We start from the raw sequence: 14,600 nt of genomic DNA on the forward strand, positions 1-14,600 counted from the left end.
TGTGACGATCAAGGTCGTACGGGGCAACCCGACCCCGGAGGAGCTGGCCGCCGCACTGGCGGTGGTCCGGGCGCGCGCCGCGGCGGCGGCCGCCACGCCGTCCGGCGCGCCCGGCCCCCGCGACGCGTGGTCCGACCCGTCCCGTATCGCCGCCCACCGCCTGCCCCAGCCGGGCCGGGCGGCCTGGGCACGCACGTACTGGCCGGGCTCCTGACCCGCTAGAGCACCGCCGCGACGGCTTCGGCCATCACCGCGTACCCGGCGTCGTTCGGGTGCAGGTGGTCGCCGAAGTCGTACGACGGGCGCAGCCGGTCCGGATCCGCCGGATCGGCCAGGGCGCGGTGCAGGTCGGCGACCGCGTCGTACTCCCCCGTCCCTCCCGCGCGGCGGATCCACGCGTTCAGCTCGTGGCTCACCTCGGCCGCGTGCTCGCCCCAGTGGTCCGAGCCGCCGAACGGCAGCAGCGTCGCGCCGATCACCCGCAGCCCGCTGCCGCGGGCCTGATGTATCAACTCCCGGTGGCCCGCGATCAGTTCGGCCGCCTCGACGACCGGGGCCGGCCGGTACGTCGGCTGCTCGTCCGTCTCGCTGAAGCCGATGTCGTTCAGGCCGAGCAGCACGACCAGCGTGTCCACGCCCGGGTGGGCGAGCACGTCCCGGGCCAGCCGGTGGACGGCCTTCTCGCCGTACCAGGACGAGTCGTTGAGCAGCAGGTTCCCGCCGATGCCGGCGTTCAGCACGGGCCGCCCGGTGCGCTCGGCGAGCGCGTCGGACCAGCGGCGGTCGGCGCCGGGCGTGGAGCCGAATCCGTCGGTGAGGGAGTCGCCGAACAGGGCGATGCCATCCGTGCGGCCCGCGTCGGTCTCGACGGCCGACAGGAAGTACCAGGACTGGGTCGTCGCGCCGAAGCCCGACCCGTCGGCGTCCGTCAGCAGGTCGCCCGCGCCCCGGTGGCTGTTCGTGAAGGCCTGGGCGTGGAAGGTGGCCGGGCCGGTCGTGGTGGGGAAGTGCAGGGTGACGGTGACCGACTCCCGTGCGGCGACGACGAGTTCGGCCGGGTCGCTCAGCAGATCCCCGCGCGGGGGGATCGCGGCGCCGTGCGCGCCCTGGAAGGTGAGCCGCCGCAGTGAGCCGGGCACCACGGCCGCCCCCTCGGCCGTGCGGGCCACGGTGGCGCCCGCGATCCGCACCGGAGAGGTGCCGTAGGCGTTCGTCAGCCGGACACGCACCCGTCCCCCGCCCGCCGTCAGGCGGACGACCTGACGCACCGACTGACGCCAGAAGCCCTCGCGGGACCAGTTGGGCGTGAAGCCCTCGCCGGGCAGCTGCGGTGACGCGGTCCAGGCTGTGGTGAACATGGCACACCCTCCTTTAAGGGAACCAGAGTCCCTTTAGCTTAACGGAACGACAGGCCCCTTTGTGGAAGTTGAGTACGCGTACTCAGGTGCCGCGCGCGGCCCCCGTCCGACGATGGAAGGCATGCTGTGGTCCGACCCCGAGAACGAGCCGCCGAAAGAACTGCGGGACACGCAGGAGATGTTGCGGCGGCTGGGCGTTCTCATGGCGCTGGCCATGGTGCTCGCGATGCTCGTGATCGGCGTGAGGTGAGGCCACGGGGTCACGCCGATACGCTGATCGCATGACAGATCAGCCGCGCCGCCGACTCGTCCTCGCCTCCCAGTCCCCCGCCCGGCTCGGGCTGCTCCGCCAGGCCGGCCTCGACCCCGAGGTGATCGTGAGCGGAGTCGACGAAGACGCCGTCACCGCCCCCACCCCGGCCGAGCTGGCCCTCGCCCTCGCCGAGGCCAAGGCCTCCGTCGTCGCCGCGAAGCCCGAGGTCAAAGGCGCCCGCGTGATCGGCTGCGACTCGGTGCTGGACCTGGACGGCCAGGCCCTCGGCAAGCCCGCGGACGCCGAGGAGGCCACCGCCCGCTGGAAGGCCATGCGCGGGCGCGCCGGCACCCTCCAGACCGGCCACTGCGTCTACGACACGCTCACCGGCCGCTACGTCTCCGCCACCGCTTCCACCATCGTCCACTTCGGCGAGCCCACCGACGAGGAGATCGCCGCGTACGTCGCCTCGGGCGAACCGCTCCACGTCGCCGGCGCCTTCACCCTCGACGGCCGCTCGGCCCCCTTCATCGACGGCATCGACGGCGACCACGGCAACGTCATCGGCATCAGCCTTCCGCTGGTACGCCGCCTGCTCGCCGAACTCGGCGTCGGCATCACGGAGTTGTGGGCGCCGGCGGAGAAGTGACCGGAGAACCGCCGTCGCCGCCGCCCTGCCCGGGCGCGGCGTCGGCGGGCCCCTGCGGACGGTCGTACGTCATCAGCAGCAGGACGACCAGGCCGAGCACCAGCACCATGAACAGGAACGCGGGCCAGCCCACCAGCCCCCAGACGAACGCGCCGAGGACGCCGTGCACGACGGCGGCGCTGATCAGCAGCACACGCCCGAGGCCCGCCGGCGCCCGGTCCCGCAGGGCGACCAGCAGCGCCACCAGGCCGCACAGCGCGAAGTAGAGGCCGAAGACGACCCCGCCGGCCTTCGAGGACACCGCCATCATGTGCGGGTCGAGGCCGGCCAGGGACATGTCCTGACGGTCCACGACGACGCCGAGGAACCAGTTCAGCGCCGCCACGCCCAGCGCCTCCGCGAACAGCACGACCGCCACGACCCACGCCACCGGCCTGCGCACCACCGGCCCCACCCACTCTCCGAGCACACGTCCAGCCGGGATCCAGTTACCCCGGGTAGGTTCGAGACATCGCGAACGCTACTAACCGGTAAACACCGGGGCAAGGGTCCTACGGGCGGCAAAGAATCATTGGGCCATTCGTAGGGATTCCACAAAGAAACAGAGTGGCCCGCAGCACGTGATGACAGAGACCTTGACCACAGGGGACGGCTAGGGTTTCCCGGAGGAGTCCTGCGTAGTGCGGTGCGACAAGGGATTTCGCGGGTCGAGCGAGCCTCGTATCACGCTCCGTGTGGGCAAGCTCACCACTGGGGACGGGTCGAAGTGCCGTGTCGGCAGTCCCTAAACTCGGCTTGTTTCAAGGAGGGAGCCTCAATCGTGCGCAAGGTGCTCATCGCCAACCGTGGCGAAATCGCTGTCCGCGTGGCCCGGGCCTGCCGGGACGCCGGGATCGCGAGCGTGGCCGTCTACGCCGACCCGGACCGGGACGCTCTGCATGTCCGCGCCGCGGATGAGGCGTTCGCCCTGGGTGGTGACACTCCGACCACCAGCTACCTCGACATCGCGAAGGTCCTGAAGGCCGCGCGCGAGTCCGGGGCGGACGCGGTCCACCCCGGCTACGGCTTCCTCTCCGAGAACGCGGAGTTCGCGCAGGCCGTGCTCGACGCGGGCCTGATCTGGATCGGCCCGCCGCCGCAGGCCATCCGCGACCTCGGTGACAAGGTCGCCGCCCGGCACATCGCCCAGCGCGCGGGCGCCCCGCTGGTGGCCGGCACGCCGGACCCGGTGAGCGGTGCGGAGGAGGTCGTCGCCTTCGCCGAGGAGCACGGGCTGCCGATCGCGATCAAGGCCGCGTTCGGTGGTGGCGGTCGCGGTCTGAAGGTGGCGCGCACGCTCGAAGAGGTTCCCGAGCTGTACGACTCCGCCGTCCGTGAGGCCGTCGCCGCCTTCGGCCGCGGTGAGTGCTTCGTGGAGCGCTACCTGGACAGGCCGCGGCACGTCGAGACGCAGTGCCTCGCCGACCAGCACGGCAACGTGGTCGTCGTCTCCACCCGTGACTGCTCGCTCCAGCGCCGGCACCAGAAGCTCGTCGAGGAGGCCCCGGCGCCGTTCCTGTCCGAGCAGCAGGTGGCCGAGCTGTACCGCGCCTCCAAGGCCATCCTGAAGGAGGCCGGCTACGTCGGCGCCGGCACGGTGGAGTTCCTGGTCGGCAACGACGGCACGATCTCCTTCCTGGAGGTCAACACCCGCCTGCAGGTGGAGCACCCGGTCACCGAGGAGGTCGCCGGCATCGACCTGGTGCGGGAGATGTTCCGCATCGCCGACGGCGAGGAGCTCGGCTACGACGACCCGCCGCTGCGCGGCCACTCCTTCGAGTTCCGCATCAACGGCGAGGACCCGGGCCGCAACTTCCTGCCCGCGCCGGGCACGGTGACGACGTTCGCCCCGCCGTCCGGGCCGGGTGTGCGCCTGGACGCGGGCGTGGAGTCCGGCAGCGTGATCGGCCCGGCCTGGGACTCCCTGCTGGCCAAGCTGATCGTCACCGGCCGCACCCGTAAGGAGGCCCTGCAGCGCGCGGCCCGCGCCCTGGAGGAGTTCGAGGTGGAGGGCATGGCCACGGCCATCCCGTTCCACCGTGCGGTGGTCAAGGACCCGGCGTTCGCGCCCGAGGTGCATGGGCAGGACGGGCCGTTCACGGTCCACACCCGCTGGATCGAGACGGAGTTCGTCAACGAGATCAAGCCGTTCGCCGCGCCCGCCGACGCGACCGAGGCGGACGAGGAGCCGGGCCGCGAGACGGTCGTCGTCGAGGTCGGCGGCAAGCGCCTGGAGGTCTCCCTGCCGGCCTCGCTGGGCATGTCCCTGGCCCGTACGGGCCTGGCGGCGGGCGCCAAGCCCAAGCGCCGCGCGGCGAAGAAGTCCGGACCCGTGGCCTCGGGCGACACGCTGACCTCTCCCATGCAGGGCACCATCGTCAAGATCGCGGTGGAGGAGGGCCAGGAGGTGCAGGAGGGCGACCTGGTCGTCGTCCTGGAGGCCATGAAGATGGAGCAGCCCCTCAACGCGCACAAGGCCGGCACGATCAAGGGCCTGGCGGCCGAGGTCGGCGCGTCGGTGACGTCCGGGGCGGCGATCTGCGAGATCAAGGACTGAGACCGGCACAGTCGCATTGCCACAGAACCCGGTGGACCGAAGCAGTCGGTCCACCGGGTTCTTCGTGTCCGCGCGGTTCGACGGGGATGCCTGCGGCGGCCCGCGCGGCTCCGGTGGGGCTCGATGGGGCGCCTGCGGCTTCGTCGTGGGTCGGGGCCGCGCCCGGGGGATGTCGTCCGTCCTCGGTCTGCCGCATAGTGTCTTACGGGGTGCTGGGCCGTGTCCGGCAGCCGCTGCGGGCGGATACCCCCCGGCACGTCCCCTGCCCGCCGTGGGCGACCGCGGGCCCTCCACCGCGCCGGGGGCACCCACCCTGACCACGGGCGCCATCCCGCCCACCGCCAGCACCCGGCCGACCCGCGCCACGGGCACCCGTTCCACCAGCCGCGGCTCCGCGTCGGGCGAGTGCGGCGCGGAGCCGCGGGCACCCAGCCGCACCCAGCCGCGGGCACTCGCCGCATCCGCCGCGGACACCCGTCCCACGCGCCGCAGGCACCCGCCCCCACCCGCCGCGGGCGAGTACGGCCCGAGCCGCGGGCATGCGTGCCCCCGTGCCTCGAGGAGCTGGGAGGTACCGCCAGGGCGGCACGGGTGGGCGCGGGCGCCACGCCCGTCGCGCCGGGTTGCGCAGCCCCGCCCCCGGCACGTGCGCCGAGCGCCTGTCAGCAAGGGCTGTGGGGCAGATGTACGAGCCCGGCGCCGACGTGACTACCGGCGTCGCAGATCAGCGACGCGCCCCCGTTCCGTCCCGGGCGTCTGCTCGCCGAGGACCGCGGCCGTCCGCAGGCCGGGACCCGCCCCGGGGACCTGACGACGCGGCCCGGGCAGAGACACGTCCCGGCGCTGCTGACGCGCCGGGACCGAGTCACCCCCCGCGCCCACGGACCCGGAAGGACCCGCGGAACCCGCCGAGGCCCCCGGCACACCCGCCACCGCGATCTGCACGCCCTGGTCGGCCAGCGCCTGCAACTCCGTGGCCGCGCGGTCGTCGTGCGCGGGCGGCTCGTCCGTCACCAGCCGGGTGATCAGATCCGTCGGCACGGTCTGGAACATCGTGTCCGTGCCGAGCTTGGTGTGGTCGGCGAGGACGACGACCTCCGCCGCGGCCTGTACGAGCGCCCGGTCGACGGACGCCGACAGCATGTTGGAGGTGGACAGTCCTCGCTCGGCGGTCAGGCCGCTCCCGGAGAGGAAGGCCTTGGACACCCGCAGCCCCTGGAGCGACTGCTCGGCCCCGGACCCCACGAGCGCGTAGTTCGAGCCGCGGAGCGTGCCGCCGGTCATCACGACCTCCACGCGGTTGGCATGGGCCAGCGCCTGTGCCACCAGGAGGGAGTTCGTGACCACGGTCAGTCCGGGCACCCGGGCGAGCCGGCGCGCCAGCTCCTGTGTGGTGGTGCCCGCCCCGACCACGATGGCCTCGCCCTCTTCCACGAAGTTGGCGGCGAGGTCGGCGATGGCGGTCTTCTCGGCGGTCGCGAGATGGGACTTCTGCGGAAAGCCGGACTCCCGCGTGAAACCGCCCGGCAGTACCGCACCGCCGTGCCGGCGGTCGAGGAGTCCTTCTGCCTCCAGCGCGCGCACGTCCCGCCGTACGGTCACTTCGGAGGTCTGGACGACGCGGGCGAGCTCACGGAGCGACACGGCCCCGTTCGCCCGCACCATTTCGAGGATCAATTGGCGACGTTCTGCAGCGAACACGAAACTGACAGTAACGCCAGCGACCGTCTGCTTTCAGCAGTTTGCGCTGAATAGCAGAAGATGTTCGCACGGGGCAGCGGGAAGTGGTATAGGACCTATTCCCGCCGCCTATGCCGCACGCATGCTCGACAACTGCCCGTGACCAGCCAGGAGTCGGATCCGGCCGTCAGGCGTCGCCCGCCTTGCGGGTGTGGAGCTGCCGGGCGACCTCCGCGATCGAGCCGGACAGGGACGGGTACACGGTGAAGGCGTTCGCGATCTGCTCGACCGTCAGATTGTTGTCGACCGCGATCGAGATGGGGTGGATGAGTTCCGAGGCGCGCGGCGCCACGACGACACCGCCCACGACGATGCCCGTGCCCGGCCGGCAGAAGATCTTGACGAAGCCGTCGCGGATGCCCTGCATCTTCGCGCGCGGGTTGCGCAGCAGCGGCAGCTTCACCACGCGGGCGTCGATCTTGCCGGCGTCGACGTCGGCCTGGGTGTAGCCGACGGTGGCGATCTCGGGGTCGGTGAAGACGTTCGAGGAGACCGTCTTGAGGTTCAGCGGGGCCACGGCGTCGCCGAGGAAGTGGTACATGGCGATACGGCCCTGCATGGCGGCGACGGACGCGAGGGCGAACACTCCGGTCACGTCACCGGCCGCGTACACGCCCGGAGCGGTCGTACGGGACACCTTGTCGGTCCAGATGTGGCCGGACTCGCGCAGCTTGACCCCGGCCTCCTCCAGGCCCAGGTTCGCGCTGTTCGGGACGGCGCCGACGGCCATCAGGCAGTGGGAGCCGGTGATGACCCGGCCGTCGGCCAGCGTCACCTCGACCCGGTCGCCGACCCGCTTGGCGGACTGCGCGCGGGAGCGCGCCATGACGTTCATGCCGCGCCGGCGGAAGACCTCTTCCAGCACGGCGGCGGCGTCCGGGTCCTCGCCGGGCAGGACACGGTCGCGGGACGACACGAGCGTCACCTTCGAGCCGAGTGCCTGGTAGGCGCCGGCGAACTCGGCACCGGTCACGCCCGACCCGACCACGATGAGCTCCTCGGGCAGCTCGGTGAGGTCGTACACCTGGGTCCAGTTCAGGATCCGCTCGCCGTCCGGGCGGGCGTCGGGCAGCTCGCGCGGGTGCCCGCCGGTCGCTATCAGCACCGCGTCCGCCGCCAGCGTCTCCTCGCTCCCGTCGGCCGCGGTGACGACGACCTTGCGCGACCCGTCGAGGGCCTGCATGCCGTCCAGCCGGCCGCGCCCGCGCATGACCCGCGCGCCCGCACGGGTGACGGAGGCGGTGATGTCGTGCGACTGGGCGAGGGCCAGCCGCTTCACGCGCCGGTTGACCTTGCCGAGGTCCACCCCGATGATCCGGGCGGCCTGCTCCAGGGGCGGGGTGTCGTCGGCGACGATGATGCCCAGCTCCTCGTACGAGGAGTCGAAGGTGGTCATCACCTCGGCCGTGGCGATGAGGGTCTTGGACGGCACGCAGTCGGTGAGCACCGACGCCCCGCCCAGACCGTCGCAGTCGACGACGGTCACCTCCGCACCGAGTTGCGCGGCCACCAGCGCCGCTTCGTATCCGCCGGGTCCGCCACCGATGATCACGATCCGAGTCACGTACTCCATTGTCCCGCACCCTTCAACGTGCGACCGCCCGGGGCCCCGGCCGATGCGGCTCTGTTACGGGAGTGACCCCGGTGCCGCTGCCGTACCCTCTCCCCATGTCGCTCTACGCCGCGTACGCCGGCAACCTCGACGCGCGGCTGATGTCCCGCCGCGCCCCGCACTCGCCGCTGCGCGCCACCGGCTGGCTGAACGGGTGGCGGCTGACCTTCGGCGGCGAGCACATGGGCTGGGACGGAGCCCTCGCGACGATCGTCGAGGATCCCCTGGCCCAGGTCTTCGTCGCGCTGTACGACATCGCCCCCATGGACGAGGAGTCACTGGACCGCTGGGAGGGCGTCGGGATGGACATATACCGCCGGATGCGGATCCGGGTGCACACGCTCGACGGCGAGGAGCCGGCCTGGGTGTACGTCCTCAACGCCTACGAGGGCGGCCTGCCCTCCGCCCGCTACCTCGGGGAGATCGCGGACGCGGCGGAGTCGGCGGGAGCGCCCCACGACTACGTCATGGAACTCCGCAAGCGCCCCTGCTGAGCCCCCGCACCCCCTTCTCGTCGGAAACGACAAGACAACGATCGCCATCTCATCAGCTCTGTCATCTACGCGCGTAGGCCGATACCGGCTACCCTCGTCGGCGTGAACGCATCTCTTCTTCCGGACGACATCCAGGGCGACCCCTACACGGCCGCCGACGCCGCCGCCGCTCGCCTGCGCGAACTCACGGGCGCCGAGACCCACGACGTCGCCCTCGTGATGGGCTCCGGCTGGGCTCCGGCCGTGGGCGCCCTGGGCGACCCCGAGGCCGAGTTCCAGGTCACCGAGCTGCCCGGTTTCCCGCCGCCGGTGGTCGAGGGGCACGGAGGCAAGATCCGCTCGTACCGGATCGGCGACAAGCGCGCGCTGCTCTTCCTGGGCCGTACGCACTACTACGAGGGCCGCGGGGTGGCCGCCGTCGCCCACGGTGTGCGCACCGCCGTGTCGGCCGGCTGCAAGACCGTCGTCCTCACCAACGGCTGCGGCGGCCTGCGCGAGGGCATGCGCCCCGGCCAGCCGGTGCTGATCAGCGACCACATCAACCTCACGGCGACGTCCCCCATCGTCGGCGCGAACTTCGTGGATCTCACGGACCTGTACTCGCCGCGCCTGCGCGCGCTGTGCAAGGAGATCGACCCCACCCTGGAGGAGGGCGTCTACGCGCAGTTCCCCGGCCCGCACTACGAGACCCCGGCCGAGATCCGCATGGCCCGCGTCATCGGGGCGGACCTGGTGGGCATGTCGACGGTCCTGGAGGCGATCGCCGCCCGCGAGGCGGGCGCGGAGGTCCTGGGCATCTCCCTCGTCACCAACCTGGCCGCCGGGATGACGGGCGAACCCCTCAACCACGAGGAGGTCCTCCAGGCCGGACGCGATTCGGCGACGCGGATGGGTTCGCTGCTGGCTCAGGTTCTGGGCCGGCTGTAGGACCCGGCTCTGCCGGCTGGGGCTCGCTCGGCGTCGGTGCTGGGGGCGGGCGCCTGCGGGGGTTGCGCACCCCGGCGCCCCGGGGGTGCCGCCGTGCCCACCCGTGCCGGAAGCACCGGGCGAGGCGCGCACGCCCGCAGCTCGCGCCACACTCGCCCGCGGCGGGGCGGGACGGCCGCCCGTGGCCGGGCGTGTACGTGCGTCCGCGCGCTGGGTGCACTCGTCCACGGCGGGAAGGGACGTGTCGGGAGTGTCCGCCCGCAGCGGCTGCCGGACACGGCCCAGCACCCCCGTAAGACACCACGCGGCAGACCGAGGACGGACACCCCCCGGCGCGGCCCCCGACCCACGACGCACCACCAGGCGCTACGGCAATCCCCACAGAGGCGGCACAGGCCGCCGCAGGCATCCGCACCACCCGCACACCCCACACAACGAGAGGCTGACCGACCGTGCAGGACGTGCAAGACGGACTCATCGCACAGGCCCGCGCATGGCTCGCCGAGGACCCCGACGCGGAGACCCGCGCCGAACTCGCCGGGCTCATCGACGCCGAGGACCACGCCGAGCTCACCGCACGCTTCAGCGGCACCCTCCAGTTCGGCACCGCCGGCCTCCGCGGCGAACTCGGCGCCGGCCCCACGCGCATGAACCGCTCGGTCGTCATCCGCGCCGCCGCCGGGCTGGCCGCGTACCTGAAGAAGAACGGCCACGAGAACGGCCTGGTCGTCATCGGCTACGACGCCCGCCACAAGTCGGAGGAGTTCGCCCGCGACACCGCCTCCGTCATGACGGGCGCCGGTCTCGACGCCGCCGTGCTCCCCCGCCCCCTCCCCACCCCGGTTCTGGCCTTCGCCATAAGGCACCTCGGCGCGGTCGCCGGCGTGGAGGTCACCGCCAGCCACAACCCGCCCCGCGACAACGGCTACAAGGTCTACCTCGGCGACGGCTCCCAGATCGTCCCGCCCGCCGACGCGGAGATCGCCGCCGAGATCGCGGCCGTCCCGTCCCTCACGGTGGTCCCGCGCCCCACCGAGGGCTGGCAGATCCTCGACGACGCCGTGGTCGACGCCTACCTCGCCCGCACCGACGCCGTCCTGGCCCCCGGTTCCCCCCGTACCGCACGGACCGTCTACACGGCGATGCACGGCGTCGGCAAGGACGTCCTCCTCGCCGCCTTCGCCCGCGCCGGCTTCCCCGAGCCGGCCCTCGTCACCGAGCAGGCCGACCCCGACCCGGACTTCCCGACCGTCGCCTTCCCCAACCCCGAAGAGCCCGGCGCGATGGACCTGGCCTTCGCCAAGGCCCGCGAGACCGACCCGGACCTGGTCATCGCGAACGACCCGGACGCCGATCGCTGCGCGGTGGCCGTGCGGGACGGCGACGACTGGCGCATGCTCCGGGGCGACGAGGTCGGCGCCCTCCTGGCCGCGCACCTGGTACGCCGCGGCGCCACCGGCACCTTCGCGGAGTCGATCGTGTCGTCCTCCCTGCTCGGCCGCATCGCCGACAAGGCGGGCCTGCGCCACGTCGAGACCCTCACCGGCTTCAAGTGGATCGCCCGCGCGGAGGGCCTGCGCTACGGCTACGAGGAGGCCCTCGGCTACTGCGTCGACCCCGAGGGCGTACGCGACAAGGACGGCATCACGGCCGCCCTCCTGATCACGGAACTCGCCTCGGTCCTCAAGGCGGAGAACCGCACGCTCCTCGACCTCCTCGACGACCTCGCCGTCGAGCACGGCCTGCACGCCACCGACCAGCTCTCGGTCCGCGTCCAGGACCTGTCCCTCATCGCGGCCGCCATGCGCCGTCTGCGCGAGCAGCCCCCGACCCACCTCGGCGGCCTGCCGATCACGCGCTCGGAGGACCTCACCCAGGGCACGGACACCCTCCCGCCCACGGACGGCCTGCGCTACACGCTCGAAGGCGCCCGCGTGATCGTCCGCCCCAGCGGCACGGAGCCCAAGCTGAAGTGCTACCTGGAGGTCGTGGTCCCGGTCGCCGGGCACGCCGACCTCCCCTCAGCCCGCGCGAAGGCGACGGCCCTGCTGACGTCGATCAAGCGGGACCTGTCGACGGCGGCCGGCATCTGACCGGCCCGCACGGCACGACGGGGTGCCACTCCGCCGAAGGACTCGGAGGGCTCGGAGCACTCGGAGGGCTCGGAGGGCTCGGAGGGCACCCCATCGGGTGATGTCCCGGCACGGGCTCGCAGCACGGGCTGACAGCCACCCCCACGCCCCCGCACCGTCTACAGCCTCCGCCGACGCCAACGCCCACGCGCCGCCGACGCCCACGCAGCGTCTACGCCCACCACCGCGCGGCGAGCACGACCGCCGTCCACACCCCGCCCAGCACCACGGCCAGGGGCCACAACGCCCGCCCCCGCTCCCGCTTGCGGCTCTCACCGCCGGGACGCAGGGCCGGGTCGAGGTGCAGGGTGGTGAGTTCGGCGGCCAGCGCGTCGTACGGGTGGGTGAGCCCTAGCCGCCGTTGCAGCCAGGCCCAGCGGGGCGCGGCGACGGACCAGGACTCGCCCCGGCGTCGACGCAGCTTCAGCTCGAAGGAGTCGCGGCGTATCGAGCGCAGGTCGTCCCACGGGATGAGGACGGGCCCGCGCAGACCGCCGTTCAGCCACAGCCCGGCGCGGTCGGCGGTGATGCGCCAGCGGAGCTTGACCGCAAGCCGGCCCGCCACGAACAGGATCGCGGCGAAGGCGAGGATCTGCTGCCAGAGCGGGAAGCCCGCGTCGGTGGTGGGGCTCCAGAAGATCCAGCCCGCGCACAGCGTCATCAACGCGCTCGCCAGCCAGTCCACCGGCCCCGCACGCCAGCTGCGTACCGGCACCGGCACGGCGTCCTCGCCGGCCGTCCGCGCGCGGACGGCCGCCACCGCCTCCAAGGCGGCGACCTGCCTCTCCTCCTCGGCCCGCCGCCGCGCCTCCCGCTCCGAGAACGGCCGCACCGGCCCGGTCGACCACTCCACCACGGGCGGTGCGTCCGGCTCCTCGGCGGCACTGAGGATCAGGACCTCGGCCCCGTCACAGGGCGCTCCGTACAGCACGGCCTCCCGCAGCGGCCCTGGCTGCTCGTCCTCGTCGGGGAGGTCTTCGTCCGACTCGCCCTCGTCGTCAGCGTCATCGTCCTCATCGTCGTCCTCGTCGTCGCTCCATTCCGAGACAGAGACGGTGAACAGCGGCCGCAGCACCTCCGCGTCGTCCGCGGCGAACACCTCGGTGTCCCCCTCGGCGTCGTCACGCATCAGGACGCGCAGCACGGGGGCCGGCGCCGCGCGCAACCGGGTGGCGCGGCACCGGCCCAACGCCGCGGAGACCAGCACCGTGAGCCCGAGACCGACGACGAGACAGCCGAAGGCGGCGGCAGCCCGCCGGTCCTCCGCCGCGTCCCAGAACCGCTGCGCCGCCACCAGCGCGCCACCGACCAGCAGCAGGACCACCCCGGCCACGGCGAGGCCCCGCCCACGCCGGACGGGACCGCCCGCCTTCGGCAGCGGAGCCGTCACTCCCCCGGCCGCTGCCAGGGCCGTCGCCCGCTGCGCCGACCGCGCCCGCACCCGCAGCTCGGCGAGCACGAGAGCGACGAACGCGACCAGGGCCGCGCACACGGTCACCGGCCACGGCAACCGCTGTACGACGACCACGACGACGAGGGCGGGCGCCGAGAACCGCACCACCTCGGGCCGCGTCACCAGCCACAGCAGGTGGAGCGGCAGCAGCGCCGCGACGTGCGGGGGCAGCCCGGCGAACGCCAGCGCCGGGGTCGTCGCCAGGACGCTCAGCCACACCACGTCGAGGTGCCGCGACCGCAACCGCACCGGCACCCAGCGCGGCGGCAGCGCCTCGGCCCAGCGGCGCGCCTGTTCCGTGTCCCAGGAGGGGCAGCCGTCGGGCAGGGCGGTGGCGGGCAGCCGCAGGGGCTGGGGGAGATTCGTAGTCATCGCTTCCCAGACGCTCGGCCCGCGTCAGGGGTTGCGGTGCCAGCCCCGGCACCGCGTCCGGCCACTTCACCGTAGGACCCTGTGCCACCGTGGCCGCAACAGCCCCTCACGCCCCCCTGAAAGGCCCTGCCGAGCCCCTCGGTCAGAGCCCCGCCGAGCCCGGCACTGACAGCCCCGCCAGGCCCCGCACTCGAAGAAAGAGCCGCGGCGGACCCCGCACTCGAAGAGCCCCGTCAAGTCGCCCCCGTCAGCCGCCCGCCAGCAGAATCACCAGCAGCACCGCCCCCGCAGCCGCCGGTCCCGCGATCTCGTAGGCCCACCGCACGGTGACCTCGCCCTGGGCGGACGCCGCGTCCCGCCGGTTGGCGTGCAGCTCGCGCAGGTCGTCCATGATCCGGTCGGTCTCCGCCCGCACCGGTCCCTCGGCCGGCACGGAAACACCGCCGAGGCCTCCGCCCAGTCCGAGCCCCGCGCCGCGGCCGCTCCGGCCGCCCCGTGGCTCCTCGCCCGCCGCACGGATCAGCATTTCCCGCCGCGCGGCCCTCTTACGGGAGCGCAGCGACACGGGCAGCGCCCACAGCTGGTACTTCGTGCCGGACTTGGTCACGACCTCGTTCGAGTACCCGGACCGGAGCGAGGCGACCTCGCCCCACGGCAGCACGATGATCCGGAACGGGTTGCGGATACGCAGCCGGTCGTCGTTGACGTGGACGGCGGGGCGCAGGGTGAACGCGACGACCAGCGGTACGCCGAGGAGCAGCGCGGCGAGCGCCCGCCACGGGGTGCCGCCCTGCCCGGAGACCACGGCGTCGATGCCGAACCATCCGGCGACGGCGAGCAGCAGCACGCCGCCGACGATGGCCGCGGGCGACCGATGGACCCGGTCCTTGCGGTCGGGCTCCGGGGGCTGCGGCGCGGATGACGGGTGATCCGGGGTCGTCATGGTCCCGATTCTGCCCGACGGCCCCGGGGGCGCTGCTAGGCGGTGCCCCAGCACCCCCACAGCCGACTCCG

Annotated in this window: 13 protein-coding genes; 7 read left to right on the plus strand and 6 right to left on the minus strand. The window is 73.2% G+C overall.

Annotated features, from left to right (window positions below):
* Position 1 precedes the first annotated feature (1 nt).
* On the plus strand, positions 2–214 hold the full coding sequence (locus tag ACFPZJ_RS16865; RefSeq protein ID WP_381021935.1) for an acyl-CoA carboxylase epsilon subunit: 213 nt from the start codon (positions 2–4) through the stop codon (positions 212–214).
* Positions 215–218: 4 nt separating this feature from the next.
* Here ACFPZJ_RS16865 and ACFPZJ_RS16870 read toward each other — a convergent pair whose 3' ends face one another.
* On the minus strand, positions 219–1,358 hold the full coding sequence (locus ACFPZJ_RS16870; RefSeq protein WP_381021936.1) for an SGNH/GDSL hydrolase family protein: 1,140 nt from the start codon (positions 1,356–1,358) through the stop codon (positions 219–221).
* 121 nt (positions 1,359–1,479) lie between these two features.
* On the opposite strand from ACFPZJ_RS16870, the gene mmpB reads away from it, so the two are divergent.
* Positions 1,480–1,608: a morphogenic membrane protein MmpB gene (mmpB, locus tag ACFPZJ_RS16875; RefSeq protein ID WP_365666435.1), complete on the plus strand. Its 129-nt coding sequence runs from the start codon at positions 1,480–1,482 to the stop codon at positions 1,606–1,608.
* 31 nt (positions 1,609–1,639) lie between these two features.
* A complete protein-coding gene (locus ACFPZJ_RS16880; RefSeq protein ID WP_381021937.1) occupies positions 1,640–2,260 on the plus strand; it encodes a Maf family protein in 621 nt (206 codons plus the stop codon).
* Here ACFPZJ_RS16880 and ACFPZJ_RS16885 read toward each other — a convergent pair.
* Positions 2,229–2,714, minus strand: a complete 486-nt coding sequence (locus tag ACFPZJ_RS16885) for a hypothetical protein (protein ID WP_381022148.1) — start codon at positions 2,712–2,714, stop codon at positions 2,229–2,231. The genes ACFPZJ_RS16880 and ACFPZJ_RS16885 overlap by 32 nt on opposite strands.
* Positions 2,715–3,080: 366 nt before the next feature.
* Between ACFPZJ_RS16885 and ACFPZJ_RS16890 the strand changes: the two genes are divergently transcribed.
* Entirely contained in the window at positions 3,081–4,856 is a 1,776-nt protein-coding gene (locus ACFPZJ_RS16890) for an acetyl/propionyl/methylcrotonyl-CoA carboxylase subunit alpha (RefSeq protein WP_381021938.1), read from the plus strand.
* A gap of 708 nt (positions 4,857–5,564) precedes the next feature.
* Here ACFPZJ_RS16890 and ACFPZJ_RS16895 read toward each other — a convergent pair.
* Together ACFPZJ_RS16895 and ACFPZJ_RS16900 are read right to left on the minus strand one after the other, a co-directional pair.
* A complete protein-coding gene (locus ACFPZJ_RS16895) occupies positions 5,565–6,557 on the minus strand; it encodes a DeoR/GlpR family DNA-binding transcription regulator (RefSeq protein ID WP_381021939.1) in 993 nt (330 codons plus the stop codon).
* Positions 6,558–6,723: 166 nt separating this feature from the next.
* A complete protein-coding gene (locus tag ACFPZJ_RS16900) occupies positions 6,724–8,169 on the minus strand; it encodes an NAD(P)H-quinone dehydrogenase (RefSeq protein WP_381021940.1) in 1,446 nt (481 codons plus the stop codon).
* Between the two features lie 95 nt (positions 8,170–8,264).
* Here ACFPZJ_RS16900 and ACFPZJ_RS16905 point away from each other — a divergent pair, with 95 nt between their 5' ends.
* From ACFPZJ_RS16905 to ACFPZJ_RS16915, 3 genes are all read left to right on the plus strand, one after another.
* Complete coding sequence (locus ACFPZJ_RS16905) at positions 8,265–8,702, plus strand: gamma-glutamylcyclotransferase family protein (protein WP_381021941.1); 438 nt, start codon at positions 8,265–8,267, stop codon at positions 8,700–8,702.
* A 102-nt stretch (positions 8,703–8,804) separates the two neighbouring features.
* Positions 8,805–9,629 (plus strand): purine-nucleoside phosphorylase, encoded by an 825-nt coding sequence (locus tag ACFPZJ_RS16910; protein ID WP_381021942.1) that lies wholly within the window; start codon positions 8,805–8,807, stop codon positions 9,627–9,629.
* A gap of 461 nt (positions 9,630–10,090) precedes the next feature.
* Positions 10,091–11,722 (plus strand): phospho-sugar mutase, encoded by a 1,632-nt coding sequence (locus ACFPZJ_RS16915; RefSeq protein WP_381021943.1) that lies wholly within the window; start codon positions 10,091–10,093, stop codon positions 11,720–11,722.
* A gap of 211 nt (positions 11,723–11,933) precedes the next feature.
* Here ACFPZJ_RS16915 and ACFPZJ_RS16920 read toward each other — a convergent pair whose 3' ends face one another.
* Together ACFPZJ_RS16920 and ACFPZJ_RS16925 are read right to left on the minus strand one after the other, a co-directional pair.
* Complete coding sequence (locus ACFPZJ_RS16920) at positions 11,934–13,586, minus strand: hypothetical protein (RefSeq protein WP_381021944.1); 1,653 nt, start codon at positions 13,584–13,586, stop codon at positions 11,934–11,936.
* 247 nt (positions 13,587–13,833) lie between these two features.
* A complete protein-coding gene (locus ACFPZJ_RS16925; RefSeq protein ID WP_381021945.1) occupies positions 13,834–14,529 on the minus strand; it encodes a PH domain-containing protein in 696 nt (231 codons plus the stop codon).
* Positions 14,530–14,600 lie beyond the last annotated feature (71 nt).

Source organism: Streptomyces bullii, from assembly GCF_042657145.1.
GTDB classification, from domain to species: Bacteria; Actinomycetota; Actinomycetes; order Streptomycetales; family Streptomycetaceae; genus Streptomyces; species Streptomyces bullii.

Excerpts from the sequence above, each read along its gene's own strand:
- ACFPZJ_RS16870 (WP_381021936.1), bottom strand. The coding sequence starts at position 1,358 with ATGTTCACCACAGCCTGGACCGCGTCACCGCAGCTGCCCGGCGAGGGC.
- mmpB (WP_365666435.1), top strand. The coding sequence starts at position 1,480 with ATGCTGTGGTCCGACCCCGAGAACGAGCCGCCGAAAGAACTGCGGGAC.
- ACFPZJ_RS16880 (WP_381021937.1), top strand. The coding sequence starts at position 1,640 with ATGACAGATCAGCCGCGCCGCCGACTCGTCCTCGCCTCCCAGTCCCCC.
- ACFPZJ_RS16900 (WP_381021940.1), bottom strand. The coding sequence starts at position 8,169 with ATGGAGTACGTGACTCGGATCGTGATCATCGGTGGCGGACCCGGCGGA.
- ACFPZJ_RS16905 (WP_381021941.1), top strand. The coding sequence starts at position 8,265 with ATGTCGCTCTACGCCGCGTACGCCGGCAACCTCGACGCGCGGCTGATG.
- ACFPZJ_RS16920 (WP_381021944.1), bottom strand. The coding sequence starts at position 13,586 with ATGACTACGAATCTCCCCCAGCCCCTGCGGCTGCCCGCCACCGCCCTG.
- ACFPZJ_RS16925 (WP_381021945.1), bottom strand. The coding sequence starts at position 14,529 with ATGACGACCCCGGATCACCCGTCATCCGCGCCGCAGCCCCCGGAGCCC.